This window comes from Rhizobium sp. NLR8a, from assembly GCF_019685235.1.
In the GTDB taxonomy this organism is placed as follows: Bacteria; Pseudomonadota; Alphaproteobacteria; order Rhizobiales; family Rhizobiaceae; genus Rhizobium.
In genome coordinates this window covers 44,421-69,916 of record NZ_JABDWI010000001.1, presented here as the reverse complement: position 1 = coordinate 69,916, position 25,496 = coordinate 44,421, and the positions used below count along the sequence as shown (strand labels likewise).

The 25,496-nt window shown below is 60.3% G+C and carries 24 protein-coding genes; 22 read left to right on the top strand and 2 right to left on the bottom strand.

From position 1 onward, the window contains the following. Positions 1-59 precede the first annotated feature (59 nt). From HJC04_RS00280 to HJC04_RS00265, 4 genes are all read left to right on the top strand, one after another. Entirely contained in the window at positions 60-1,820 is a 1,761-nt protein-coding gene (locus HJC04_RS00280) for a polysaccharide biosynthesis tyrosine autokinase (protein WP_221144582.1), read from the top strand. Next, positions 1,817-2,836: a glycosyltransferase family 2 protein gene (locus HJC04_RS00275; RefSeq protein WP_221144579.1), complete on the top strand. Its 1,020-nt coding sequence runs from the start codon at positions 1,817-1,819 to the stop codon at positions 2,834-2,836. Before HJC04_RS00280 ends, HJC04_RS00275 begins: the two co-directional genes overlap by 4 nt. Positions 2,837-2,840: 4 nt before the next feature. Next, complete coding sequence (locus HJC04_RS00270; RefSeq protein ID WP_221144577.1) at positions 2,841-4,217, top strand: polysaccharide biosynthesis/export family protein; 1,377 nt, start codon at positions 2,841-2,843, stop codon at positions 4,215-4,217. 121 nt (positions 4,218-4,338) lie between these two features. Next, positions 4,339-5,805 carry a hypothetical protein gene (locus HJC04_RS00265; protein ID WP_210630010.1) on the top strand — a complete coding sequence of 489 codons (1,467 nt, stop codon included), beginning with the start codon at positions 4,339-4,341 and terminating at the stop codon, positions 5,803-5,805. A 134-nt stretch (positions 5,806-5,939) separates the two neighbouring features. On the opposite strand, the gene HJC04_RS00260 is transcribed toward HJC04_RS00265, so the two are convergent. After that, entirely contained in the window at positions 5,940-6,239 is a 300-nt protein-coding gene (locus HJC04_RS00260) for a hypothetical protein (RefSeq protein ID WP_210630009.1), read from the bottom strand. 308 nt (positions 6,240-6,547) lie between these two features. On the opposite strand from HJC04_RS00260, the gene HJC04_RS00255 reads away from it, so the two are divergent. Together HJC04_RS00255 and HJC04_RS00250 are read left to right on the top strand one after the other, a co-directional pair. Next, positions 6,548-7,459, top strand: coding sequence for a glycosyltransferase (locus tag HJC04_RS00255; RefSeq protein WP_221144575.1), 912 nt, complete (start codon positions 6,548-6,550; stop codon positions 7,457-7,459). A gap of 106 nt (positions 7,460-7,565) precedes the next feature. Further along, complete coding sequence (locus HJC04_RS00250) at positions 7,566-8,588, top strand: glycosyltransferase family 2 protein (protein WP_221144573.1); 1,023 nt, start codon at positions 7,566-7,568, stop codon at positions 8,586-8,588. A 179-nt stretch (positions 8,589-8,767) separates the two neighbouring features. Here HJC04_RS00250 and HJC04_RS00245 read toward each other — a convergent pair whose 3' ends face one another. Next, positions 8,768-9,877, bottom strand: a complete 1,110-nt coding sequence (locus HJC04_RS00245; protein ID WP_210631571.1) for an acyltransferase — start codon at positions 9,875-9,877, stop codon at positions 8,768-8,770. A gap of 217 nt (positions 9,878-10,094) precedes the next feature. On the opposite strand from HJC04_RS00245, the gene HJC04_RS00240 reads away from it, so the two are divergent. The 16 genes from HJC04_RS00240 to nuoF all read left to right on the top strand — a co-directional run bounded on the left by HJC04_RS00240 (position 10,095) and on the right by nuoF (position 25,489). Next, complete coding sequence (locus tag HJC04_RS00240) at positions 10,095-12,413, top strand: membrane-bound PQQ-dependent dehydrogenase, glucose/quinate/shikimate family (protein ID WP_221144571.1); 2,319 nt, start codon at positions 10,095-10,097, stop codon at positions 12,411-12,413. Between the two features lie 7 nt (positions 12,414-12,420). Next, positions 12,421-12,522 carry a multicopper oxidase domain-containing protein gene (locus HJC04_RS32145; protein ID WP_210631570.1) on the top strand — a complete coding sequence of 34 codons (102 nt, stop codon included), beginning with the start codon at positions 12,421-12,423 and terminating at the stop codon, positions 12,520-12,522. Positions 12,523-12,799: 277 nt separating this feature from the next. Further along, positions 12,800-13,294, top strand: coding sequence for a DUF305 domain-containing protein (locus tag HJC04_RS00230; RefSeq protein ID WP_210630005.1), 495 nt, complete (start codon positions 12,800-12,802; stop codon positions 13,292-13,294). 425 nt (positions 13,295-13,719) lie between these two features. Continuing rightward, positions 13,720-14,220 (top strand): NADH-quinone oxidoreductase subunit J, encoded by a 501-nt coding sequence (locus tag HJC04_RS00225; protein ID WP_210630004.1) that lies wholly within the window; start codon positions 13,720-13,722, stop codon positions 14,218-14,220. Then, positions 14,220-14,522 carry an NADH-quinone oxidoreductase subunit NuoK gene (gene nuoK / locus HJC04_RS00220; protein ID WP_221144734.1) on the top strand — a complete coding sequence of 101 codons (303 nt, stop codon included), beginning with the start codon at positions 14,220-14,222 and terminating at the stop codon, positions 14,520-14,522. The genes HJC04_RS00225 and nuoK overlap by 1 nt, the downstream gene beginning before the upstream one ends. A gap of 5 nt (positions 14,523-14,527) precedes the next feature. Then, positions 14,528-15,991 carry a monovalent cation/H+ antiporter subunit D family protein gene (locus HJC04_RS00215; protein WP_210630002.1) on the top strand — a complete coding sequence of 488 codons (1,464 nt, stop codon included), beginning with the start codon at positions 14,528-14,530 and terminating at the stop codon, positions 15,989-15,991. Further along, entirely contained in the window at positions 15,988-16,242 is a 255-nt protein-coding gene (locus HJC04_RS00210; RefSeq protein WP_210630001.1) for a hypothetical protein, read from the top strand. Before HJC04_RS00215 ends, HJC04_RS00210 begins: the two co-directional genes overlap by 4 nt. Next, complete coding sequence (locus HJC04_RS00205; RefSeq protein WP_221144568.1) at positions 16,235-18,010, top strand: Na(+)/H(+) antiporter subunit D; 1,776 nt, start codon at positions 16,235-16,237, stop codon at positions 18,008-18,010. The genes HJC04_RS00210 and HJC04_RS00205 overlap by 8 nt, the downstream gene beginning before the upstream one ends. An 8-nt stretch (positions 18,011-18,018) precedes the next feature. Beyond that, positions 18,019-19,494, top strand: a complete 1,476-nt coding sequence (locus HJC04_RS00200) for an NADH-quinone oxidoreductase subunit M (protein ID WP_210629999.1) — start codon at positions 18,019-18,021, stop codon at positions 19,492-19,494. Next, entirely contained in the window at positions 19,491-20,930 is a 1,440-nt protein-coding gene (locus HJC04_RS00195; protein ID WP_221144566.1) for an NADH-quinone oxidoreductase subunit N, read from the top strand. Before HJC04_RS00200 ends, HJC04_RS00195 begins: the two co-directional genes overlap by 4 nt. A 129-nt stretch (positions 20,931-21,059) precedes the next feature. Then, complete coding sequence (locus HJC04_RS00190; protein ID WP_210629997.1) at positions 21,060-21,425, top strand: NADH-quinone oxidoreductase subunit A; 366 nt, start codon at positions 21,060-21,062, stop codon at positions 21,423-21,425. Continuing rightward, positions 21,413-21,916: an NADH-quinone oxidoreductase subunit B family protein gene (locus HJC04_RS00185; RefSeq protein ID WP_003582024.1), complete on the top strand. Its 504-nt coding sequence runs from the start codon at positions 21,413-21,415 to the stop codon at positions 21,914-21,916. The genes HJC04_RS00190 and HJC04_RS00185 overlap by 13 nt, the downstream gene beginning before the upstream one ends. Beyond that, positions 21,913-22,449 (top strand): NADH-quinone oxidoreductase subunit C, encoded by a 537-nt coding sequence (locus HJC04_RS00180; RefSeq protein ID WP_210629996.1) that lies wholly within the window; start codon positions 21,913-21,915, stop codon positions 22,447-22,449. The genes HJC04_RS00185 and HJC04_RS00180 overlap by 4 nt, the downstream gene beginning before the upstream one ends. 29 nt (positions 22,450-22,478) lie before the next feature. After that, on the top strand, positions 22,479-23,693 hold the full coding sequence (nuoD, locus tag HJC04_RS00175) for an NADH dehydrogenase (quinone) subunit D (RefSeq protein WP_221144564.1): 1,215 nt from the start codon (positions 22,479-22,481) through the stop codon (positions 23,691-23,693). Positions 23,694-23,709: 16 nt separating this feature from the next. Continuing rightward, the gene (nuoE, locus tag HJC04_RS00170; protein WP_221144562.1) at positions 23,710-24,219 is read left to right on the top strand and encodes an NADH-quinone oxidoreductase subunit NuoE; all 510 of its coding nucleotides are present in this window, start codon (positions 23,710-23,712) and stop codon (positions 24,217-24,219) included. Between the two features lie 4 nt (positions 24,220-24,223). Next, positions 24,224-25,489 (top strand): NADH-quinone oxidoreductase subunit NuoF, encoded by a 1,266-nt coding sequence (nuoF, locus tag HJC04_RS00165; RefSeq protein ID WP_210629993.1) that lies wholly within the window; start codon positions 24,224-24,226, stop codon positions 25,487-25,489. Positions 25,490-25,496: the final 7 nt, after the last annotated feature.

Here is a 25,496-nt window from a genome sequence, read left to right as displayed (position 1 = left end):
CCCCTCCAAGCTACCATCACCTGGTTATTCCTTGATTTCCCATTCCGGATTAGGACGACATGACCTCCAGCACGATCTTCAGCGGTGTCTCTCCCATATCCCTGGCAGCAGCAGCCACAGGCGGCGGGAATTCACCGCTGACCATACGGGATATGCTCTTCTTTTTGAGAATGCGCTGGCACTGGATCGTCGTGACCACCATCGCTTTCCTGGCGATCGCCGGAAGCTACATGCTGACCGCCGAACCGACTTTCGTTGCCAGCACGCAGCTTGTGATCTTCCCCCAGGTGAGCGGCTCTGAAGCACAGAGGGCTTTCGCCGAAGATGCCTTCATCGAAGGACAGCTGGAGATCGCCAGATCGAGCGATGTCGTCGGCGGAACCGTGGCGGCGCTTGATCTCGTTCATGATCCGGAGTTTGTCGATCAGACGCCTTCGCTGCAGGACAGAGCGAAGAATTGGCTGATGGGGTTTTCTTCACAACCGGACACGCCATCGCAGGATACGGCGGGCAAGGGAGCGAGCGAAGCGCGGCCGCAGGCGGAGGAGGAGCGGCTCCACGACTGGGCAACCGCCAAACTGCTGAACATGATGGACATCCGCCGGATCGGAAGCTCGACGATCATCGAGATATCGGCTGCGGCATCGACCCCTCAGAAGGCCGTCGATATCGCCGACACGCTCGCCGGACAATATATCCAGAAGAATATCGCGATGAAGGCCAACGCCGCCCGCCAATACAGCGACTGGCTGGCGAAATTCATAGCCGAGCAACAGCGAGGGCTGGCGGAAGCCGCCAGCGCCTTGGCCAGTTTCACGAGCAATCCGCGCGACCAGTTCAAGCTTGCGGAGTTGCAGAGCGCAACGGACGCGCGCCGCTCTCTCTATGAAAACACCTTGAACCAGCTAACCGAAGCAAAGCAGCGCATTACCTATCCGATGTCCGATGCCACGATCGTCTCGCGAGCCACACTGCCTCTTTCGAAGGCGAGACCGCGCAGCACGCTCATCGCCGCCTTTGCGGCGGCCATCGGCCTTGGCGCCGGTTTCGCACTCGCGATGATAAGACATGCCAGCGACCGCCGGCTCGTCCGCCCGCATCAGATCGCCGAAACCTGTGGCCTGCCCTTCGTCACTGTGCTGGCGACATCAAAGAGGACACGCAACGGCCAGCCGGCATCTTTTCTCGCCACCGGCACGGGCAGCAGTTCACCCGCCTATTCGGTTATTCCAGGCATGACGGAATTGAGCGCAACAGTCGTCGGGCTTCGGCGCAAGCGCCGGATCGTCATCGGAGTGGTCGCCGTCGATCCCGGCAACGGCGCATCGACCATCGCAAGCGAACTTGCCGTGCTGTCGTCGGTATCTGGAGCGAAGACGCTTCTGATTGATGCGGCCGCGCAGAAATCATCGCTCAGCAGGGCGATCGCGCCTCATAGTGCCAGCGGCCTCGTCGACGTCCTCGACAACGGCGACCTCATCCAGACGGCGGCCCTGCCGCTCACCCCGACGCTGAAGTTCCTGCCGCTCGGCAAGGTGGATGCGGTAACACCGGCCATTCGCCTGAGTTCCCGCCGCACGCAATTGAGCTTTGCCGAGCTGAAAAAAGAGTTCGACACCATATTCGTCGACATTTCCGCATTCTCCGCGTCACCGGATGCCAACGCCATCGCGCCGGAGCTGGACGGCGTTCTCGTGGTCGCCTCGCACGGACGCACATCGATCGACGACGCCATGCGCGTCATCGAGACGATGCGGAACGTCGGCGCGGAGATCCTCGGCGCGATTATCAATCACGCTCCGAGGAGCATGCAGCCATGATCGCGCATTCGGCAAAAACGACCAGGCAGGACAGCTTGAGTTCGGCGCCTGTTTCTTGCGACACCGAAGCGACGGCGCGGCGCGCGAGCCGGCCATTGCGGATCGCCGTCGGAATTGCTTCGGCGGGCCGCCCTTCGATCCTGCTGGAAACGGTCGATTATCTCGCCGGCCTGCCCGACCAGCCGCCGCGATTGATCGTCTGCGTACCAGGGATCGACGATGCCGCCGGGCTCGCCGACCGTCTCGACGTGGAAGTCATTATCGGCAGCCGTGGCCTCACCTCCCAGCGCAACAGCATTATCCGGGCGGCCGCGGCCGATACCGATGTTCTGATCTTCCTGGACGACGATTTCATTCCGGCCCCAACCTTCCTGGCACGGATGACAGCCGTCTTTGCAGCCAATCCTGCCATCGCGATTGCCACCGGTGAGGTCCTGGCCGACGGCGTCCTCATTGGGGGGCTCGACATGTCGAAGGCGCTGCAGGTTCTTCACACTGCCGGCGAAGTGTCCGAGCGGGTGACGGATGTCTATAATGCATATGGGTGCAATATGGCAGTTCGCCTCGCCCCCGTCCTCAAACACGCACTGACGTTTGACGAGCAACTGCCGCTCTATGGCTGGCTTGAGGATGTCGATTTCAGCAGGTCCATCGCCCGCTACGGCAGATCCGTGCGCGTTGAAGGCGCCCGTGGAGTACATCTCGGCGTCAGATCCGGGCGACAGCCTGGCCGCAGACTCGGATATTCGCAGGTTGCCAATCCTGTCTACCTGATCCGCAAGGGCACGATCTCGAAAGGCCGGGCGATAGCGCAGATCGGCCGCAACATTCTGGCCAACGCGTCGGGCATAGTGTTCAACGACCGCTTGATCGACCGATGGGGACGTTTGAGCGGCAATTTGCTGGCGCTCACCGATCTCCTTGCCGGCCGCGCCGCACCGTCCCGCATTCTCGAATTCGGCAATCCGCCGTCCCGCGCAATGCCCTCGCCGTCGATCGAAACGAAACGGAGATAGATCAATGCAGCGCACATTCTTGCCCGATCGCGTCATCTCCGCGGCCCTCGCCCTGCTGGTTTTCTGCTGCCTCGCCGGCTGGAGCGTCGCCCACGCGCAAACATTCACCCTCGTGCCGGAAGACAAGGTAAGACTGCGCGTCGTTGAATGGCGTTCAGCGGACTCCCGCTATGCCAGCTGGGAAGCTCTCGATGGTGTCTACACCATCGACGATACCGGCGACTTGTCGATCCCGATCGCTGGCCATGTACAGGCGGCCGGAAGAACAACCGAAGAACTCGCCGCTGCCATCGCCAGCGCGCTCGCGGAAAAGGCGGCACTTCCTGGCAAGCCATACATCGCCCTGGAGGTTGCCGAGCATGCGCCGATTTTTGTGACCGGCACCGTTCAAACCCCGGGACGCTATCCTTTTGAACCGCGGATGACGGTCATGAAGGCCATCAGCATCGCTGGCGGCTTTCTGCGGGAACGCGAAGACAATACTTTCGAGCGCGACCGGATTCAGGCAGCCGGGGCCTATCGAACCGCCGTCCTCAACCGGCGCGACCTCCTGATGCGGCAGGCGCGGCTGCGGGCGGAAATCGCCGGTGAGCAGAGTTTCGAGGTTCCCGCCGAACTCGTCGGAACGCCCGATATGGACAAGCTGAAGGCACAGGAATTGAACCTGATGCGGCTGCGCCGCGTCGATATCGATAGCCAGATCGAAGCGGCGAATGACCTCACCCGCCTCTATGGCCAGCAGGTCGAGTCACTCGAGGCCAAGATCAGCTCGCAAGAGCGGCAGATTGACCTTGCCCAGAAGGAACTGGACAACGTCAACAGCCTGGTAAGCAAGGGATTGGTCAGCAATTCCCGCCAGGTGTCTGTCGACCGCTGGGTTGCGGATGCACAGGGTACCCTGATCGATCTCGAAGTTGCCCTGACCACGGCTCGCCAGGGCCTCAGTGAGGCCGACCGTTCCAAGATCAATATCGTCAACAGGCAGAATAGCGAAAACCAGGAGCTGCTCAACCAGGTCAATCTGGCGATCGGCAGGGCGGCAATCGATATCCAGGTAGCCCAGCTTCTGGGCGAACAGGCCGGCTACGACGCTCAGCTTGCTCAGATGAACGCGGACGCGCCGGGACTTGGCAGAACGCAGAAGAACTACAGGATTGTGCGCCGCAATAACGACGGAACCTCCAGCAACATCGTGGCCGACGAGCAAACCGCATTGCTGCCGCATGATCTCATCGAGGTCGGTTTGGACACCAACCTTCAGGCGTCAACGTCGCCGCTGCAGCCCTCACCCCGGACGCAGAGCTCGACACTCTCGTCATCTGATGTGGCCAGGGATAATCCAACGGGCCGCAGCTGGATATCCCAGACGGGATCGAATTAGGAGGCGATGATGATCAGCGACGACAGCTGGCGGCCTTCGCCTCGTCCATCATATCGGCTTGTCGATGCCGCATTCGGCCAAAGCGCTATTTCAGCTGTTTGCCCGGTTCAGGATTAGAAGCATGTCAATAGAGCCGCTCGGTTTCATCGTTCTCCTGCTTGGCCTGATCACCACAGTCAAAGGAGCGCGCTTTGCCGTGACAACCCTCTGCCTGTTGACGCTGCTGGGAGCCGCGGCGGCTCTGCAATTGCCTGCGCTCGGCGGCAGCAGTATTCAGCCAAGCCATCTTCTGCTCCTGTTTATCGTCGCCGCCACCTTGTTGCGTCCGGTCCAGACGCAAGCGGCGCTGGTTAGCATCGCCTATCCGGGTCCCGGCTTCTGGTTTGCCGCCTACGTCCTGTTTTCCGTCGTGTCGTCGTTTTTCCTGCCGCGCATTTTTGCAGGCGCGACCCTCGTCTACTCCTCTGCGAGAGATGCGACGGGCATGATGTCGACTGTCGCCGCGCCCCTGTCGCCAGGCTCATCCAATCTTAGTCAATCTGTCTATCTGCTTGGCGACCTCGCCTGCTTTGCCGTGGTCGCGGGACTTGCGAGGCTCGGATATGCGAGTTTCATCGCACAGCAGTTGATCCTCGCGTCCATCGCATGTTTTGCTCTGGCTTTGCTTGATATCGGAACGTTCCTGACCGGCCAGTCCTATCTGCTCGATGTCATCAGAAACGCGAATTATACCATGCATACGGCCGAGACGATCAGCGGCTTCAAACGCATCGTCGGCGCCTTTCCCGAAGCAAGCATTTATGGGACGGTCGCACTGGCCTATTTTTCGTTCACGCTTCTGCTCTGGCTGGAGCGTGTTCGAAGCCGTATGGCCGGTATGGCAACGCTTCTCATCGGCCCGACGATCCTGCTCTGCACATCGACAACCGCTTATATCGCCGGGCTTTTCGTTGTCTGCATGCTCGTGCTGTTCTGCTGCAAACGTATGATCGCAGGATCGGCCAAGACCTCGCACGTGACTTTCCTGGCGATAACTCTCTTCCTGATCCCTTGCGCCATCATCGCTCTCAGCCTTGTCCCCGATGCGTGGAATTCCATCACCAGCCTCGTCAACACCACCGTGTCGGACAAACTCCAATCGCAATCCGGCGAAGAGCGCACCGCCTGGAACACGCTGGCATTGATCGCATTCGTCGATACGGCCACTTTCGGCGCCGGCCTCGGAACGGTTCGGGCTTCAAGTTTCCTCGCCGCATTGCTGTCCAACGTCGGATTGACCGGCACGCTTCTCTTCGTCGCCTTCCTGCACAGCCTTGTCAGAGCCTCCGGCCGGCACGTCTCCGGCAATCGGGAGACGCATGCCATCGGAAATGCCGCCATTGTGGCATCGATCTCACAGATCGCCTCTGCTGCGATTTCAGGAAGCGGCACCGATCTCGGTCTGCTGTTCAGCACCACGGCGGGTTTGGCTGCCGGTTGTCTGGCCGCCCCCTGTGTCTCGCAGCATCGGGTGGCCCGATCTGGCGCAAATCAACTTGCCCCGGAGGCATCGGCATCTCTCAGGAGAGCGCCGGTGTTTGCAACATGATGACCTCAGTCGTGAGTTTCGTTCGAGGCCAAGGGCGGGACGCCGTTGCGGCCATGCGCCTGCCCGGGTGGCTTCGCAGCCAATCGCCCGCGCCGCATCCGTGGAAAGGACAGGCGACCGATCCTGTTTCGCCGTCAGCCCTGCTGGCGCTCGCTGGTGGCTGCGACGTTATCGGCGGCGGAATTGTTCTGTCGCGATCTGGCGCTACGGCGCGCAAAACCGGACAGGAACACGCCCGCCAGATACCCGATCTCCATGAGCATCAGGAAAGCGATACCGGAAACGATCGCCCCGATCAGCGAAGACCCGTCGGCGAAAGCCACACTGCCGAAGCCGATTGCCACAAGTATTCCGAAAATCGCGAAGGCCCAGGCGCGGATCGAAGCGCCGGCAGCTATCGAAATCACGGCCGCCACCAAGGTGGTGATCAGCATGACGATCCTCCCTCCCTCTGCATTTCGATAAGGCTTCCGGAATCCATCGTCCTGCCGCGGATCAAAATGTCGAAAGGGGGCCCTGTGACAGGCACGGCATTCTTCATGATGAGCGTCTCAACAATGGAACACACAAAAACCGCCAGCGGCCGGATGCTGTTTCAACAAACGAGCGGTCCAGCGATCCGAAATATATACCGGACCAGCCTGTCATACGACAGGTCTGCCGGATCGATCAACAACTGTTCCCGCTATCCTGAAGGGAGCAGTCACTCACTCGCATTGAAGAGTACCGGAAGGGTGAAGACATGAACAATCAATGCGTCGTCTACGTCACGGATGTCGAATATTCATTTCCAACTATCCTTTCCGCGCTTCAGGCTCGCAAATTCGCAAGCCCCGCAAGCGACGTTTGCGTGCTCATGTCTGAACGTCTCGACAATTTCAATGAGTTGAGAGCCCTCCTCACCGCGAGCGGAGTCGAATTGGTCGATGCGACCGACGCGCTGCAAGATTCGCTCGGCAAGCTCGACCCTTCGCATTTTAGGGGGCGCATCAGCGTCAGCACGATGGCCAAACTTGTCCTTTGCGAGATCCTGCCTGCCCATTACAGCCAGATCATCTATCTCGATGGCGATACCCAGATCGTCAGCGATCTCGGCAAACTCGAAAACGCCACCGTGCCCGAGGGCCGGTTTTTCGCCGCCCGCGATTACACGGCAATCCAGGACTTCCTCAACACTGGAAAGGACAACCACTACTTCAATGCAGGGGTCCTGAAGTTCCATCGCAACGGCTGGATCGGGCAGGAAGCGCTTGAGCTTTTCGCCAGCAACCCCGAGGCTTGCGAGGGCAAACATGATCAGGGCGCATTGAACTACGTTCGCGGTTCATCGCTCATCCTCGTGTCCAACCGCTGGAACTTTCCCAAGCAGTTTCTGCATCTGGTGAACATGTCGTCGCTGGCGATCGTCCACTACATGGCGCATCCGAAGCCATGGCATGGAACCTTCTTTCCATGGACTGATCGGGAAAGCCAAGTCTATGTCGATCTGCGCAAAGCCCATCCGATCTACAACGCGCTCTATCGCGGAATAAGCTTCGATCGGAAGATGCTCTATAAATACCGGTCGATGCGGGCACGCATCGAACACGCGATCGAGAGGAACGGCCCCCACCCACGGGTCCAGAGCCTGCTGGTTGGCGATTACGCCGTATGATGACCGCATATTGTTCCCACCAGCCGAAATTGCTCTGCGCTCCGTCTGTCGGGCTTCTCGAAGCAAGCCTAATGAATCCGGGAACGGATAATGTTCAGGATGGAATATGAGTTATCGGGTTTCCGTGGCCAGTATCTCGCATTACGCAAAAGCTCGCCTGCGCCGGTCGCTCAAGGCTCGGCAGCTTCGTTACGACCGGTTGCGCAGCGGCCTCAGGCAGGCGCGTCACGTGGTCATCTGCGTCATCCGTGACGAAGGCCATCGGCTGGAATTTTTCCTGCAATATTATCGTGATCTCGGCTTCGAGCATTTCATCTGCATCGACAACGGCTCGACGGACGGAACGGCCGAATTGCTGTCCGGCTTCGACGATGTCTCGCTCCTTTCGGCGCATGGCTCCTACAAGGCGGCAAGGTTCGGAAACGACTGGATCAACGAGGTCATCAACCGGCACTGCCGGGAGAAATGGGTCCTTTATGTCGATGCAGACGAGTTCCTGGTCTATCCGCATTGCGACACCCGCCCGATCGATCAGCTGACCGCCTACATGGAAGCCACTGGCGGCCATTCCCTCCGCTCGGTCATGATCGACATGTACAGCCCGCGTCCGGTTCTCGAAAACATATGTGAACCCGGCCGCAACCCGCTCGAAGTCTGCAACCTTTTCGACCGATCCGGCTATGTCGCACATTTCGACGAACGCAACTGGACAATATGGATCAAAGGCGGCGTTCGCGGACGCATCTATTTTCACGATCGGCTGTGGGACGGGCCGGCGCTCAACAAGATCCCTCTCGTCTATGTGACAGGTGAACGGCTGTTTCTCAAATCATCGCACCAGGTCTGGCCGCTTTCCCTGAATCTGGGCGAGATGCGCGGCGCACTTTGCGTATCCGGCGCCCTTCTCCACTTCAAGTTCCTATCGACCTTCGTGCATAAGGTTTCCGATGCCGCGCATCGTTCTCAGCATACTGATGAATACACCGTTTACTCCTCCGGCAAGGACATGACTGACTTCGTCCATGACGATACGGGCACTTACACGAACTGGAAGGACTTGTCCGATCACGGGCTCATTCAGGGTGAAGGCTGGAAAGATTGGAAGAATATCTCCAGTAGCGAAATCTGAACGGTTCCAGCGCTGACATGCAGCGCACTCGGTGCAGCAACATCCGAAAAGTCATGTTGCGGTCGGCATAAGCCTTTCATCTGGAATAGTCGCCGCGCATCAACAAGGCTCGCGGCGACCGCAAACCCCGATGATCTCTCTGCTGGTCACGCACACTCCCGGATGGGCGGTCGAGAAGCCTATTTCAAAACCGCGCCGGCCAATTCCCGTCTTGTGCCGCGCTGCAGGTAGAGGTTCTCGAGCCAAGTCACCTGTTTCCTCAATTCCAACGCCGGCCTTTCGATGAATCGCCATGAGAAGGCGGCAAAACAAGTGACAATGATGCTGCAGACGATCCCATTCAGCCACCAGTTATGCGCCCAGGGTCCGAGTGCGACGAAGGCCTGCTGGATGGGATAGCCATAGAGGAATACGCCGTAGGAGTAGTCGGCCCCCTGAAGCACTCCGAGCTTGCGGGGCGAGGTCAGGCCGAGAAAGACCGTTACATATCCAATAGCCGGAATGGCAACGAAGTCCCCAAAGGAGCTGAACCAATAAGCCCACAATATGACGGCCACAGCAGCGATGAAGATGCGGACATCCCACAGAATCTTGTCCCTATAGAGATAGATGGTCACGCCCACGAGGAAGGCGCCGATCAGCAGATTCCCCGACGCGGTCGTAGGCATGGATGCCCAGTTGCTTTCATGCTTCCAATATCTCGCAAGCCCAAAACCCACGATCAACGCCGTCGTTGCGATGAGCGCGAGCACGCGCCGCCTGACCACGCCGAGCAGGAAAAGCGCGGCAATCGCGACGTAGCATTCAAGTTCGAAGGGCACGGTCCAGAGCTGCCCGTTCACCATCGCGGCGTCAGGATTGCTCGGGAACACCCCCGGAAGATTGAAGTGAATGTGCCCGGTGACATTCAGCAGATATGCAAAAAACTGGGGGTCGGTAAAGTAGTTACTGAGGTCATACTCGGTATAGATCGCTCCAAGTATAAAAGCAGCCAGAAACACTTCCACTGCGAGGGCGGGGTAAATCCGGATAAATCGATTGCCAAGAAAGGAGATCAACGTCTTCGACCGCCCGAGACTGCCGGCGACCAGGAACCCGCTCAAGGCAAAGAACATGGGCAGCACCGACTTGATAAAAGGACGCAGGGGCGTTTCCCACAAAAACAGATCATCGCCATAGGTGACGCGAGCCGTATGTATCCAAAGCACCGAAAAGGCCAACAGCAATCGCATGTAGTCAAATCCTGTCGGCCGCCCCTTCGCCAGATCAAGCTTTTCGCCGAGAACCATCAGTGACCCTTTCAGAAGTTTTGACGCAATCGCAAGCATCATTGCCGGCTCGGGGACACGTGTCAGTGACCAGAGCTACATCAGGAAAAATTTGAGGGACTGCCCGCTTCGGGACGAATAGCTGACCATCGGTCCAATGGCGCTGTGCTGCCCGAGGCGCCGTTTCATGGTCGGAGACGAATACGGGCGATCGCGCAGCGAATTGGATGAGGAACGAATGAAATTTCTGGCCGCTCTGTTCTGTATCGTTCTCGCCTTTATCGGACTGGGCTTGATGGGAGGCGGCGCCTTGCTGCTCAGCCTCGGCGGCTCGCCCTATTACGCAATCACAGGGCTTGCCTACCTCATTGCGGCCGTTCTGCTATGGCGCCGCAAGCGACTGGGCGCACTCATCATCCTGCTTATCGCCGTTTTCACCCTTCCCTGGGCATTATGGGAGTCCGGCACCAATTTCTGGGGGCTCTTCGCACGCTTGATGTCCCCGATCGCGCTGGCGGGATTTGCGCTTCTTTTTGCACCAGCGCGTTTGCCGACCGCCAGCCGGAAGCTCTTCCACGGCGGCGCCCTGCTTGCCGCCATTCTGTTTGCCGCGGGCTTTGCCCTTGCTTTCACGCCGCATCAGGTGATCCGCCCCTCCGGCGATATTCCTGCCTACAAGACGGTCAGAGGCGACAATTCCCCCTCCGATTGGACATCCTACGGCCGCAGCACGGCCGGAGATCGCTATTCCCCATTCGACCAGATCAATCGCGGCAACATTGCCAAGCTTGACCTTGCCTGGACATATCGCACCGGAAGAGGCGACGGCGTCGACCAAAACACGCCTTTGCAGATCGGCGATACGGTCTACACCTGCACGCCGACGGATGTGATCGCCGCCCTTGATGCCGATACCGGAAAACCCCGCTGGACCTTCGATCCGAAGGCGTCGGCGCCTTATTGGCAGCGTTGCCGCGGCCTCGGCTATTACAAGATGCCGGAGGAGAGCCGATCGCCCGATGGCCTCTGCAACGAGCGCCTGATACAGACGACCATCGATGCCCGCCTCCTCGAGATCGACAGCAAGACCGGCGCGCCATGCACGGGCTTCGGCGACAACGGCACCGTGCAGCTCTCTCAGGGCATGGGTGAAATCAAGACCGGCTACTATTTCCAGACATCGGCTCCGCTGATTGCCCGCAACCTGATTGTCATCGGAGGCTGGGTCACCGACAATCAGGAGGTCGGCGAGCCGTCAGGCGTGATCCGCGCATTCAACGTGGTGACCGGTGAGCTCGAATGGGCCTGGGATCTCGGCAATCCTGCGATCACCAAGCTTCCGCCAGCAGGCGAGACCTACACCCGCGCCACGCCCAATATGTGGACGACAGCCGCCTTCGACGACAAACTCGGCCTCATCTATGCCCCGCTCGGCAATACCACGCCGGATTATTACGGCGCCAGTCGTCCGGCTTTCGCCGATCAGTACAACGCGACATTGGTGGCGCTCGATGTGACGACCGGCAGGGAGAGATGGAAATTCCAGACCGTGCATCACGATATCTGGGACTATGATCTGCCGGCCCAACCGCTGTTGATCGACCTGCCCGATGGCAATGGCGCCACCGTGCCGGCCATCTTGCAGACCACCAAACGTGGGCAGCTTTTCCTGCTCAATCGCCAGACCGGCCTTCCCCTCGCCGAAGTTCAGGAAAAGCCGGTGCCGCAAACGGGCGGCGCGCCGGAGGAGAGACTGTCACCGACACAGCCTTATTCCGTCGGCATGCCGACGATCGGTGCGGAACGTGTCACGGAGCAGCGGGCCTGGGGCCTGACGATGTTCGATCAACTGGCCTGCCGCATCGCCTTTCGCAAGATGCGCTACGACGGCGATTTCACCCCGATCGGCACGCATCCCGCACTTCAGCAGCCGGGAAATCTGGGCGGTCTCAACTGGGGAAGCGTCTCGGTCGACCTGGCCAACAACCGCGTCTTCATGAACGACATTCGCGTTCCCAGCATCTTCGCCCTCGTTCCGCGGGCCGATTACGTCGATTTCGCCCTCGTCACGACCGCGCACGGCCCCTCCGCCCCACAGCGCGGCAAACCTTATGGTATGACGACCGAGAAATGGACGTCGAGACTGCGCATTCCCTGTACGCAACCACCATGGGGCACGCTGACGGCCGTGGATCTGAACACACGCCAAATCGCATGGCAGGTGCCGGCCGGGACTGCTGAACAGCTCGGACCGTTCAAGATCAAGATGAATTTACCCATGTCGATGGGCCTGCCGACCTATGCTGGCACATCTACGACCGCCGGCGGCGTCGTCTTCTTTGCCGGCTTCCAGGACTACTACATCCGCGCCTATGACGCCGAGAACGGCAACGAACTCTGGAAATTTCCTCTGCCGGTCGGCTCGAGTGCGACGCCGATGACCTACGTCTCACCGAAGACAGGCAAGCAATATGTTCTGGTCTCGATTGGCGGAGCAGCAAATTCGACTGATGTCGGCGACTATGTACTCGCCTTCTCCCTGAAAGACGGGAACTAGCGAGGCAATCACACGAAGCCACCTGGCACAGCTCGATACCGTCAATCCCGGCCGTTGGCCGCTGCACTGCCACCACCTGGACCACATGGCGACGGGGATGATGACGTAGATCGCTTATGACGGCGCGATCTGATCAGCAAGCTCGGGCTCCCGCATCCGGCAAGCTCTGGTAACCCGGGAACCAACCCGCCCATGCAAGGTTAAGGCGATATGCCTCCGAGTTGTTGCCTCGGAAATATCTGGAGCGGTTCAGCTTTTCACGGAAGCGCAGAACCGCTCTAACCTTTTGGATTGACGCGATTCCGGAGGGAAAACGGCTTCGCACTTTTCCTGGAATTGCTTTAACCGCCTTCCGACTCGGTCCGGAGGCCGGAAGGAAGTTAGCGATGCGCGACCACCATAATTCCCGACATGAGGAGATGAGCAGGCATCCCTATTCCATGTTCGCTGTCAACATGATCCTCAGCCTCATCGTCATGTACTTCGTGATGTTTTCGATGATCGATGGCTGGAGCGATTTCCGGAACAATCTCAACATGCTCTACATGGCGCTGACGATGGTGGCCCCGATGGGCATCATCATGCTCGCCACCATGGGCGGCATGTACCGGAACAGGAAGCTGAACGCCGCAATCCATGTCGGCCTTGTGATCCTGTTCGTCGCGGCATTTGCAGGCACTCGCACACAGGCTCTCATAGGCGACCGCCAATTCATCGCCTCCATGGTGCCTCATCATTCAGGTGCAATCCTCATGTGCCGGGAAGCAGCCCTCAACGATCCTGAACTGGTCGCGCTCTGCGCCAATATCTCGCGCGGCCAGCGTGCGGAGATCGAGCAGATGAACGCGATCCGCACGCGCCTGGATCAGGGTGCGCGGTAAGCGCCCACGGATGTCAAGAAGGCAATCGAGACAGCCGCTCCAGCCTCGTCGACCACCATTCAACCGGGAGACGAAGATGGCCTGCAAGAGGAATTTCTCGCCCGTCCATGCTCTACCTTCTCGGCCCCGAGCTTATACCAATGCGCCTATTGGCGGCTTGGCGAATGTTGATTTGGGAAGCAGGATTTGTTGTTTTCTGTCCCGCGTCGTCGGCTTCGCCTGCTTGCAGGCCCCATCGAAAGCGCGCGCTTGGCAAGCGACCTTCGCCACATCCGGACGGACTCGATCTTGCTCCCCCGATGACAATAATCTTGTGAAAAATCCGATACTAGGGCACAATTTGCGAAGGCATCTGAAGTTGCGGCGCAGTCTCGAACCCGGCCGTCTCGCGCCGAGTGGCAGTTCGCGTCGGAGGGTCGGCGTCGATGGATCAGGGGTTCTTTCTTCTGTTCGCTGCGGTATCCGTGATCACGGCCCTGACGGTGGTCCTGGCGCGCAATCCGGTTCACAGCGCATTGGCGCTGATGGCGTGTTTTCTGCAGATCTCGGCAATCTTCGTCTTGCTCGAGGCGCCGTTGCTCGCGGTCATCCAGATCTTCGTCTATATCGGCGCGATCATGGTCCTGTTCCTGTTCGTGATCATGATGATCGATGTGCGCGAAGCGGTGTTGCAGCGGTTCTTGCCGGGCGGCAACCTGCCGGCTCTGATACTGCTCGTCCTGCTCGGGGTCGAGATGCTCGTGCTGGTGCTCTGGAGCGACCGCTTTTCGGTCGTGGAGCCCGTCGCGATGGGCGGCGGCGATGAGGTCAGGCAGCTTGGCACAGCACTTTTCGCCGACTATCTGCTGCCGTTTGAAACCGCCTCCGTAATCCTGCTGGCGGCCTTGGTCGGCGCCATCATGCTGGCGCGGAAGGAGCAGGGATGATGGTTCCGCTCTGGTGGTATGTTGTGCTCGGAGTGGTCCTGTTCGTGATCGGAGCGGCGGGCGTGCTGCTCAGGCGCAATATTCTCGTCGTACTGATGTCGCTGGAGCTGCTGCTCAACTCGGTCAACATCAATTTCATCGCTTTCGGGCGTTACCACGCTGATTTCCGCGGGCAGATCTTCGCGATCTTCGTCATCGCAATCACCGCGGCGGAAGTTGCCGTCGCCCTCGGTATCCTGGTTGCGCTCGTGAGGAACAAATCCACCCTCAAGATCGACGACGTGACGGTGATGAAAGGATAGCGGCTTTGGACCCGGTTGTATCGATCCGGCCGTTGCTTGCCATCGCCGTCGCCGGTCTGGCCGCCCTTGCAGTTCTCCTTTTGAATAACCGCGAGAGACTTCGCAATCTGGTCTCGCCATTGGCCGCGATCGCCATGTTCGCGATTGTCTTGTCGATGGCGCCCACGGTGCTGGCGGGCGGGACGGTCGAATTGCGCCTGTTCGAGATTCTGCCGGGGATCGACTTTGCTTTCCGGGTCGATGCGCTCGGAATGGTGTTTGCCACCGTCTCGTCGCTGCTATGGATCGTGGCGGCGATCTATTCCATTGGCTACATGCGGCATTTGAACGAGCATGCGCAGACCCGGTTCTTCGCCTGCTTCGCCAGCAGTCTTGCGGCCGCCGCCGGGGGCGCCTTCGCCGCCAATCTGTTTACGCTGGTGATCTTCTACGAGGTGCTCAGCCTCGTCACCTATCCGCTCGTCTACCACCACGAGGACGAGGAGGGATGGAGGGGTGGCCGCAAGTACCTCGTTTATCTGATGGGCGCCTCGAAAAGCGCGCTGCTCGCCGCACTGGCGCTGACTTACCATATTGCGGGGTCGCTCGACTTTGTCGCGGGGGGACTGCTGGCGGGGAGCGATGCCTCGGCGGCGCTGCTGACGGTCGTCTATTTCTGCTATCTTTTCGGCTTCGCCAAGGCCGCCGTGATGCCGATGCACGCCTGGCTGCCCGCCGCGATGGTCGCGCCGACACCGGTCAGCGCGCTTTTGCATGCAGTGGCAGTGGTCAAGATGGGCGTGTTCTGCGTTCTGCGGGTGGTGTTCCATGTTTTCGGCACCGGACTAGTGGGTGGGCTGGGTCTCGGCATCGCCACGGCCTATCTGGCTTCGTTCACGATCCTGATGGCGTCGGTTTACGCCCTGACGCGGGACGACCTGAAGGCCAGGCTCGCCTATTCGACGGTCAGCCAGCTCTCCTACATCGTCCTGGGCGCGGTTCTGTTGTCGCCGGTCGCGATGGTCGGCGGGATCATCCACATCGCGGCGCACGCATTCTCCAAGATCACGCTCTTTTTCTGCGCCGGGTCGATCTATTGCGCGTCGGGCAAGCGCAACATCAGCGACATGGCCGGTATCGGCCGCAGGCTGCCCTGGACGATGGGGGCATTTTTCGTCGCCTCGCTCAGCATGATCGGGATACCGCCGACCGCGGGCTTCGTCAGCAAGTGGTATCTGGCGAAGGGGGCCGTGGCGGCGGGAGAGACCGCGTTCCTGGTCGTGCTCCTGGTGAGCTCAATCCTGAACGCCGCCTATTTCCTGCCGGTCAGCTATGCCGCCTTCTTCCAGGCGGAGACGCAGGAGAGCCGCACGACGGTCCGTGAAATTCCACTGGTGACGATTCCGCTGGTCGCAACGGCGATCCTGTCGGTGCTGATGGGCATTTTCCCGAGCTATTTTCTTACCCTGGCAGACGGAGTGATCCGATGATCAAGCGTGTCGTCGACTTCTTTGGTGCCGAGCAATATGCGAGGCGGCGGCGCCGACTGTTCTACCTCGTGCTCGTCCTGATCGTCGTCGCCGACTTTCTGGTCTTCCGCGAGCACGCCGAATATCTGTGGGACAGTCTGCCGGGCTGGTCCGCCGTCTACGGATTCGTCTCCTGTGTCCTGCTTATCTTCGTTTCCAAGTTTCTCGGCCATCGGGTCGGGCTGATGCGGCGCGAGGACTATTATGACTGACTTCATCCATCCGGCTCTGCTCTTTATTCTTGGCGCCCTGCCGATCCCTTTCCTCGGCGGGTGGGTCCGCAAGGCCTATCTGCTTCTGATCCCTGCGCTGGCGATCCTTGCCGTGCTTGCGATGGAGCCGGGCAGCTATGGCGAAGCGCGGTTCATCGGGCAGGAGATCCTGATCGCGAAAGTGGACAAGCTCAGCATCGTCTTTGCCACCGTTTTCACCATCATGGCGCTGATCGGCATGGTCTACGCGCTGCACCTGACGGATGCCGGCCAGCACGTGGCGGCATTCGTCTATGTCGGCAGCGCACTTGGCGTGGTGTTTGCCGGTGACTACCTGACCCTCTACCTGTTCTGGGAGGGCATGGCATTCGCCTCCGCCTATCTGGTCTTCGCGCAGCGTGGTGGGCCGGCGATCCGGGCCGGGTTCCGTTACCTCATGGTCCATATCACCGGCGGCGTCGTCCTGCTCGGCGGCATCATTTCCCACGGGCTCGCCACCGGTTCACTGCTTTTCGGCCCGATCGCGGGGGCCCTCACCAACGGAGGAATGGGGGTCGGCGACTACCTGATCCTCGCCGGCTTCATCCTCAACGCGGCCGTGCCGCCGCTCAATGCCTGGCTGACCGATGCCTATCCGGAGGCGACCGTCACCGGGGCGGTGTTCATGAGCGCGTTTACCACCAAGACCGCCGTCTATGTGATGGCGCGGGCGTTTCCGGGGACCGAGCTTCTTGTCTGGCTCGGCACCATCATGGCGCTCTACGGCGTCATCTACGCCGTGCTGGAGAACGATTGCCGGCGGCTTCTCGCCTATCACATCGTCAGCCAGGTGGGCTACATGATCGCGGGTATCGGCATCGGGACCGAGATGGCGGTGAACGGAGCCACCAGCCACGCCTTCGCGCATATCCTCTACAAGGCGCTGCTGTTCATGGGTGCCGGCGCCGTCATCTACGTTACCGGCCGACGCAAGCTCACCGAGCTTGGCGGGCTTTACAAAACCATGCCGCTGACCGTGGCGCTTTACATGGTCGGCGCCTTCGCGATCTCGGCCTTCCCGTTCTTCTCGGGGTTCGTCACCAAATCGATGGTGATAGCGGCTGCAGGAGCGGATCACCGCGCACTGGTGGTGCTGGCGCTGACCATGGCATCGTCCGGGACGTTCCTGCACACTGGCCTCAAGCTTCCCTATTACATGTTCTTCGGGACGGACCGGAAACTGGAGGCGCGGGAGCCGCCGCGCAACATGCTGATTGCCATGGGCATGGCGGCGGTGCTCTGCATTGCGATCGGGGTGTTCCCCCAGCCGCTTTATGCGCTTCTGCCCTATCCGGTTGATTTCGAACCCTATACGGGTTTGCATGTGATGGAGAGCCTCGGGCTGCTGATGTTCACCGCCCTGGGGTTCGTGCTGTTCCTCTGGGCGCTCGATCCCGAGAACACGATCAGCCTCGACACTGACTGGTTTTACCGCAAGGGTGCGCGGGCCTTCATGTGGCTCGCCGAAAGACCGCTGGCGCGCTATGAGCAGGCGGTGAGCAATGTCTCCGAGACCGCGGCGCTGCCCTTGCTGCGCGGCGCGGCGCGGGCAGGACTCCGGCTCGATCTTGCCGGCGTGGATGCCGTCGTGAATGGCATTGCGCATTCGATCCTGAACGGCGGCGGGCGGCTCAGGCGGCTCCAGACGGGTGTCGTGACCCATTACGTGCTAGCGATGATCGTCGGTCTTATCGCAGCCACCGCCGTCTTCGTCGTGGCGTGGCGATAGGGGGTGCCATGGGCTTCCCGCTGCTCAGCCTCATCATATTCACACCCGTTGTCGGGGCCGCGATTCTGATGTTCCTGCGCGGTGCCGATGCGGTGCGGTGGACTGCGCTCTCTTTCACCGTCCTCGACCTTGCGCTCTGCATCGCCATGCTGGTCAGCTTCGACACCACGACCCATGCCATGCAGTTCACCGAGACGCACCCGTGGGTACCCGCGCTCGGGATCAATTATGCCCTTGGCATCGACGGAATCAGCGCGCTCTTCGTGTTCCTGACCGCACTGTTGGGGTCGATCTGCGTGCTCGCCTCCTGGGTCGCGATCGACAGCAAGGTGAAGGAATTCATGATCTGCCTGCTCTTCATGCAAGCGCTGATGCTCGGCGTCTTCTGTGCGCTCGATCTGTTCCTTTTCTACGTCTTTTGGGAGGCGATGCTGATCCCGATGTACCTCATCATCGGCGTGTGGGGCGGCGAGGGTCGGGTCTATGCGGCGATCAAGTTTTTCCTCTACACGCTGGCGGGCAGCCTCCTGTTCCTGATCGGTGTCATCGTGCTCTATTTCTACGGTGGCAGGACCTTCGATATCCTCGCCTTGACAGAGCAGGACTTGCCGTTCCGGATCCAGTCCTGGCTGTTCTTCGCCTTCCTGATCGCTTTTGCGGTCAAGGTGCCGATGGTGCCGCTCCATACCTGGCTGCCGGACGCCCATGTGCAGGCGCCGACGGCGGGCAGCATTATCCTCGCCGGCGTGCTCCTGAAGATGGGCGCCTACGGATTCCTGCGGTTCTCGCTGCCGATGCTGCCGGAGGCATCGATGTATTATTCGACGCTGATGCTCGCGCTTTCGGTGCTTGCGATCGTCTATGGCGGGTTGCTCGCGCTGGCGCAGGACGATCTGAAGAAGCTGGTGGCCTATTCCAGCATCAGCCACATGGGCTTCGTAACACTGGGGATTTTTGCGCTGAACCTCCGCGGGCTCGAGGGCGGCATCCTGCAGATGTTCAATCATGGCGTGACGACAGGCGCCCTCTTCCTGTTCGTCGGGCTGATTTACGAGCGGACCCATACCCGCAGCATCGCCGACTATGGCGGGTTGATGAAGGTGGCGCCGGTCTACACCACGTTTCTGGCACTGTTTACCCTGTCGTCGATGGCGTTGCCGGGAACGAATTCGTTCGTGGGCGAATTGCTGGTGCTGTCAGGGGGATTTGCGGCCAACCTGGTCTTTGGCTCGGCCGCCGTTCTGGGCGCATTGCTGGGGGCTGCCTATCTGCTCGGCATGTATGGGAAGGTCGCGCTGGGCCCGGCCAGCGCAAGCGCCCGGTTAACGATACGCGACGTGAACGCCCGTGAGATGGCTGCGATCCTGCCGCTGGCCGTCTTCGTGCTCTGGGTCGGGCTCTATCCGAAACCCTTTCTCAACGTCATCGATGCCTCGGTGAAGCATCTGGTGACACATGTGCACAGTAGGGGGAGCGGCCAATGACCGCCGCCGCGCTTTTCCAGTCGGCCCTAGCGAGCCTGCCCGAGATCGTGGTGATCACCGGCGCCTGCATCCTGCTGATCCTGGGACAGTTTGTGCGAAGGGGACAGGAAGATTTCCTTGTCTGGGCGTCGGTCGCGATCATATTGATTGCCGCCTTGGCGACGCTCATGCTGGCGAGCGAGGTACGGCCGGCCTACACGGGCATGTTCGTCGCCGACCGCTTCGCGGTCTTCTTCAAGTTCGTATTCTACCTAGCCACCGTTCTGACATTCCTCCTTTCGCGAAGATATGCCGATATCGAAGGGATCGGGAGCAGCGAATACTATGTCCTGCTGCTCTTTGCGCTTTCGGGCATGATGATCATGGCCTCGGCGACCGATCTCCTGTCGATCTATGCAGGCCTCGAACTGATGGTGATTTGCACCTATGTGCTGACCGGCTTCCTGCGGCGTGAGCGGCGGTCGAACGAAGCAGCGCTGAAATATGTCATCCTCGGCGCGGTCTCGACCGGGATTTTCCTTTACGGCGTTTCGCTGGTCTACGGGCTCACCGGCACAACGCAACTGGACGGGATGGCTGCAGCCGTGACTGGCGATCCGCTCGATCCAGGATTGTTGCTGGCGGTGGTCTTCATCGTCGCCGGGCTGGTCTTCAAGGTCGGCGCGGTTCCCTTCCACATGTGGCTGCCGGACGTCTATGAAGGCGCGCCGACAACGATCACCGCCTTCATGTCGGTAGGCCCCAAGGCGGCGGGGTTCGCGGTGATTCTGCGGGTGTTCCTCAACCCTCTGGTCGCAGCCTCGGACGTCTGGATCATCGTTGCCGTCATCGCGGTGGTGACGATGGCGCTTGGCAGCTTCGTGGCGCTGGTGCAGGATAATTTCAAGCGTCTCCTGGCCTATTCCAGTATCGCCCATGCCGGCTTCGCCATTTTCGGCGTAGCCGCTGGCGGCGCCGATGGGATCGCCAGCGTGATGCTCTATCTGCTGATCTACGCCTTCATGAATCTCGGCATTTTCGGCGCCGTCATCATGATGCGGAACGGCGATTTCTCGGGCGAGGTCATCGAAGACTATGCGGGTTTCGCCAAGTCACATCCGGGGCTGGCGCTTCTGATGCTGCTCTATCTCTTCTCATTGGCCGGCATTCCGCCGACCGCCGGGTTCTTCGCCAAGTTTTACGTGCTGGTCGCCCTCGTCGAGCATGGTTTCGTCATGCTGGCGGTCATCGCAGTGCTGTTCAGCGCGGTCGCCGCCTATTTCTACATCCGCATCGTCATGGTGATCTATATGCACGAGCCGAAGAGGGCGTTCGCCCCGGCGCTGACGCCTCTGGTGGGCGCGACACTCGCCGTCACCGCTGCCGGCACCATCGGCATCGGCCTATTTCCGTCGTGGTTTCTGAAGCTTGCCCAAGACTCGGTCTTTGGCGGGTGAGCGATTGGATTTGCAATGATCACACCGACGGAATAGACTTGAAAGAGAAGGAAGGATTGCCCAAGTCGCTCCGCGGCGTGACCTATTTACCCCGTCGGGATGAGGTCGGTGGGCAACCGGTGCAGTGATATGACTGCAATGGAATTCTTGCCGGTTCTTTTCATGATCGCCGGAGTCGTTCTGGTGGCGGGGGTGACGTTGTTGGTTTCCTCGCTGCTGCGCCCATCCAATCCCTATCCCGCCAAGAACATGCCTTATGAATGCGGCATGGACGCAGCGGGCGAGGCGGCGGCGGGCCGCTTCAGGGTGCCGTTCTTTATCCTCGCGATCCTGCTGGTCGTTTTCGATGTCGAAGCGATGTTCCTCTTTCCCTGGGCCGTCGTCCTGAAAGAGATCGGGCTGGTCGGCTATATCGAGATGATCGTCTTCATATTGCTGCTTCTCGTGGGCTTCGCCTACGCCTGGCTGAAAGGAGCGCTGGAATGGGAGGCGTAAACAACGCGATCCGCGACAGCGTGCTGTTCACCACGGCCGACAGCATCATCAGTTGGAGCCGGAGATCGGCGCTGTGGCCGGAGACCTTCGGCATTGCCTGCTGCGCCATCGAGATGATCTCGGCCGGTTGTGCCCGCTACGATCTCGACCGGTTCGGCGTGGTGTTCCGCCCTTCGCCGAGACAATCCGACGTCATGATCATCGCCGGCACCGTGACCCGGAAATTCGCGCCCGTCGTGCGGCGACTCTATGACCAGATGCCGGAACCGCGCTGGGTGATCGCCATGGGCACCTGCGCTATTTCGGGCGGGGTCTACAACACCTATGCCGTGGTGCAGGGATCGGAAACCTTCGTGCCCGTCGATGTGCATGTGCCTGGCTGTCCGCCCCGGCCCGAGGCGCTGATGCACGGCTTCCTTCTGCTTCAAGAAAAGATCAAGAGGTCCCGGGCGCTCGCCGGCACACCTCTGGATCGGGTTATAGCGTCATGAATGCGGAGCCGTCCCTCAATCGCGCTCCGATCCTGGAGCGCTTCGGAGAAACAATCGAGGACCTCGGCACTGCGCACGGTATCGAAGCCTTTGCCGTTGCGCCCGAGAGGATCGTTGAGTTCTGCCGGCTCCTGAAAGAGCATCCGGCGCTGCAGTTCAATTTCCTCTCGGACATTTGCGGCGTCGATCATTATCCCGAAATGCCGCGGTTCGAGGCGGTCTACCATCTTTACTCGCTGCCCAACAGGTGGCGGGTCCGCATCAAGTGCCGACTTGGCGATCCTCCTGAAGTGCCTTCGGTCACGGGCGTCTGGCGTACCGCCAACTGGCATGAGCGTGAGGCCTGGGACATGTATGGTATCCGGTTCGAGGGACATCCCGATCTGCGCCGGATCTACATGTGGGAAGGCTTCGAGGGCTTTCCGCAACGCAAGGATTTCCCCCTCAGGGGCTATAAGGACAAGTTGAACCCCTTCGGTGCCGAGGGTCCGCCGCCAACACAGCCCGACCTTGCCACCAGGGACATTCCGTAAGGGAGGCCGTTCTACGCCGGAACGTTGAGATGACTGAAGTCACCGAGCTCAGCAGGCCTGAGGGTGAAGCGCTCAATACCAGAGAAGTGCTTCTCAACCTCGGTCCGCAGCACCCCAGCACCCATGGGGTTCTTCGGCTCGTCCTCGAACTGGACGGCGAGTTCGTCGAGCGCGTCGATCCGCATATCGGCTATCTCCATCGTGGCACTGAAAAACTGGCGGAGAGCTTCACCTATACCCAGATTTTCCCGCTGACGGATCGGCTCGACTATCTCTGTCCGCCCTCGAACAACCTCGCCTTCGCGCTGGCGGTCGAGAAACTCCTCGGCATAGAAGCCCCAATCCGAGCGCAATATATCCGCGTGATGATGGCCGAGCTGGCACGGATCTCCGGTCACCTCCTGATCACCGGCGCGCTGCCGATGGATCTCGGCGCCATGACCGCGCTGCTTTACGTCATGCGCGAGCGTGAAATGATCATGGACCTCCTGGAAATGATCACCGGTGCGCGCATGCACACGTCCTTCTGCCGGGTTGGCGGGGTGCGCGAGGATCTGCCTGATGGGTTCTTCCCCAGGATCCGGGAGTTTTGCGACATCTTTCCGAACCGTATCCGCGACTATGAGCGACTGCTCGAAGATAACCGGGTGTTTCTCAATCGCACGAAGGGGATCGGCGTGATCTCCGCAGAGGATGCTGTCGATCTCGGCCTCAGCGGCCCGAACCTGCGTGCTTCCGGTGTCGACTGGGACATCCGGCGCGACGAGCCCTACGAGATCTACCACCGGCTCGATTTCAACGTCATCACCCGTGACGAGGGCGATTGCTATGCACGCTGGCGATGCCGCGTCGATGAGATGCGCGAGAGCATAGGGATCATCGAACAATGCATCAACCAGATGCCTGAGGGGCCTTTCCAGATCGACATGCCGACAATCGCCTTCCCGCTGGACAAGGATCGGGTGCACTGCTCGATGGAGGCGCTGATCCAGCATTTCGACCTGTCGGCTTACGGCTTCAAGGTGCCGAGGGGCGAGGTCTATTCGGCAATCGAGGCGCCAAAGGGCGAGCTTGGCTTCTACATCATCAGCGACGGGTCTCCAAAACCGTTCCGCATGAAGGTGCGGGCCCCCTCGTTCGTCAATCTTCAGGCCCTCTTCGGGGTCGCGAACGCCCGCTATCTGGCGGACATGATCGCCGTGCTCGGCAGCCTCGATCCCGTGATGGCGGAGGTGGACAAGTAGCAAGGATTTGAATGCGATGACCATGCGCGAAAAGATCGAAGAGGCGGCGGCGCGGTATCCCGACCAGCGCTCTGCGATCATGCCCGCGCTCCTGATCGCGCAGGAAGTACATGGCCATCTGCCTGGGCCAGTGTTGGAAGAGGTCGCCGACATTCTCGGAGTCGAGCGGATCTGGGTCTACGAGTTGGCGACCTTCTACACCCTCTTCCATACCGAACCGGTGGGGATGTTCCACCTGCAGCTCTGTAACAATGTTTCCTGCATGCTGTGCGGATCGCAGGACCTGCTAGACCATCTGGAAACAGTGCTGGGGATCAGGAAAGGCGGCACCACCCCGGACGGGCTGTTCACGCTCTCGACTGTCGAATGCCTCGGCGCCTGCGAGATGGCTCCGGTGATGCAAGTCGGCGACGATTACCACGCCCACCTTGATGTGATGCGGATAAACGCACTGCTGGACAACCTGCGGGCGATAGCGGGAGCCGCGAGCGTCGAGCACGCCTCTGCGCGGCTGCCGGGAGAGTAGCGCCATGTTCGAGCCGGTTCTTCTCAAAAATGTCGATGTGGCGGATGGTCATTTGGTGTCGACCTACGAGGCTGGAGGCGGCTATCAGGCGCTGGCGAAGGCGCTGCGCGAGTACACGCCTGACGAGATTATCGACCTTGTCAAACGGTCCAACCTGCGCGGTCGCGGCGGTGCCGGATTCCCGACGGGCATGAAATGGGGTTTCGTGCCGAAGCGCGCCGGCAAGCCGACATATCTGTGCTGCAACGCCGATGAAGGCGAACCGGGCACGTTCAAGGACCGGATCATCATGGAGCGTGACCCACATCAACTGATTGAGGGGCTGGCGGTAAGTGCCTACGCGATTGGGGCTGAAACCGCCTATGTCTACATTCGCGGAGAATATGTGACGGCGATCCGTCGTCTGGAGCAGGCGATCGCCGAGGCCCACGCAAGGGGCTATCTCGGAAAGCGCATTCTGGGCTCGGATTTCAATTTCGCCGTCCACATCCACTGCGGCGCCGGCGCCTATATCTGCGGCGAGGAGACTGCGATGCTCGAGTCGCTTGAGGGCAAGCGGGCGCAGCCGCGATTGAAGCCGCCGTTTCCGGCCGTGGCTGGGCTCTACGCCAGCCCGACTGTAATCAACAATGTCGAGACGCTGGCCTGCGTGCCGCATATCGTGATGCGGGGCGCGGACTGGTTCCGCGGCATCGGCCCGGACAAGAGCCCCGGCCCGAAGCTCTACTGCCTCAGTGGGCAGGTGCGCAAACCCGGCCTCTACGAGTTGCCGATGGGCATACCGCTGCGCGAGCTGGTCGAGGAACATGCCGGCGGGGCCTTGCCGGGACGCAAGATCAAGGCAGTGATCCCGGGCGGGGTCTCCGCGCCGGTCATCCCTGAGCACGGGCTGGAGGTGAGAATGGATTTTGACTCGCTGGCTGCCGCCGGCTCGATGCTCGGTTCGGCTGGCGTTATCGTGATCGACGATAGCACCTGCATGGTCAAGGTCGCCACCAGGATCGTCGAGTTCTTCCACCATGAGTCCTGCGGCAAGTGCACGCCCTGTCGGGAAGGATTGAACTGGGTTGTGAAGGTCCTGCGCCGGGTTGAAGGCGGGGATGGAGCGCCCGGCGATCTGGAGCAGCTGGAGATGCTCTGCAAGGGCATTTTCGGCAATACGTTTTGTGCCTTGGGTGACGGTGCAGCGATGGGATTGCGGGCAGCACTCGCGCATTTCCGAGATGAATTCGTCGCCCATGTCGAGGAGCGGAGGTGCCCGTTTCACTGAAGGAGTG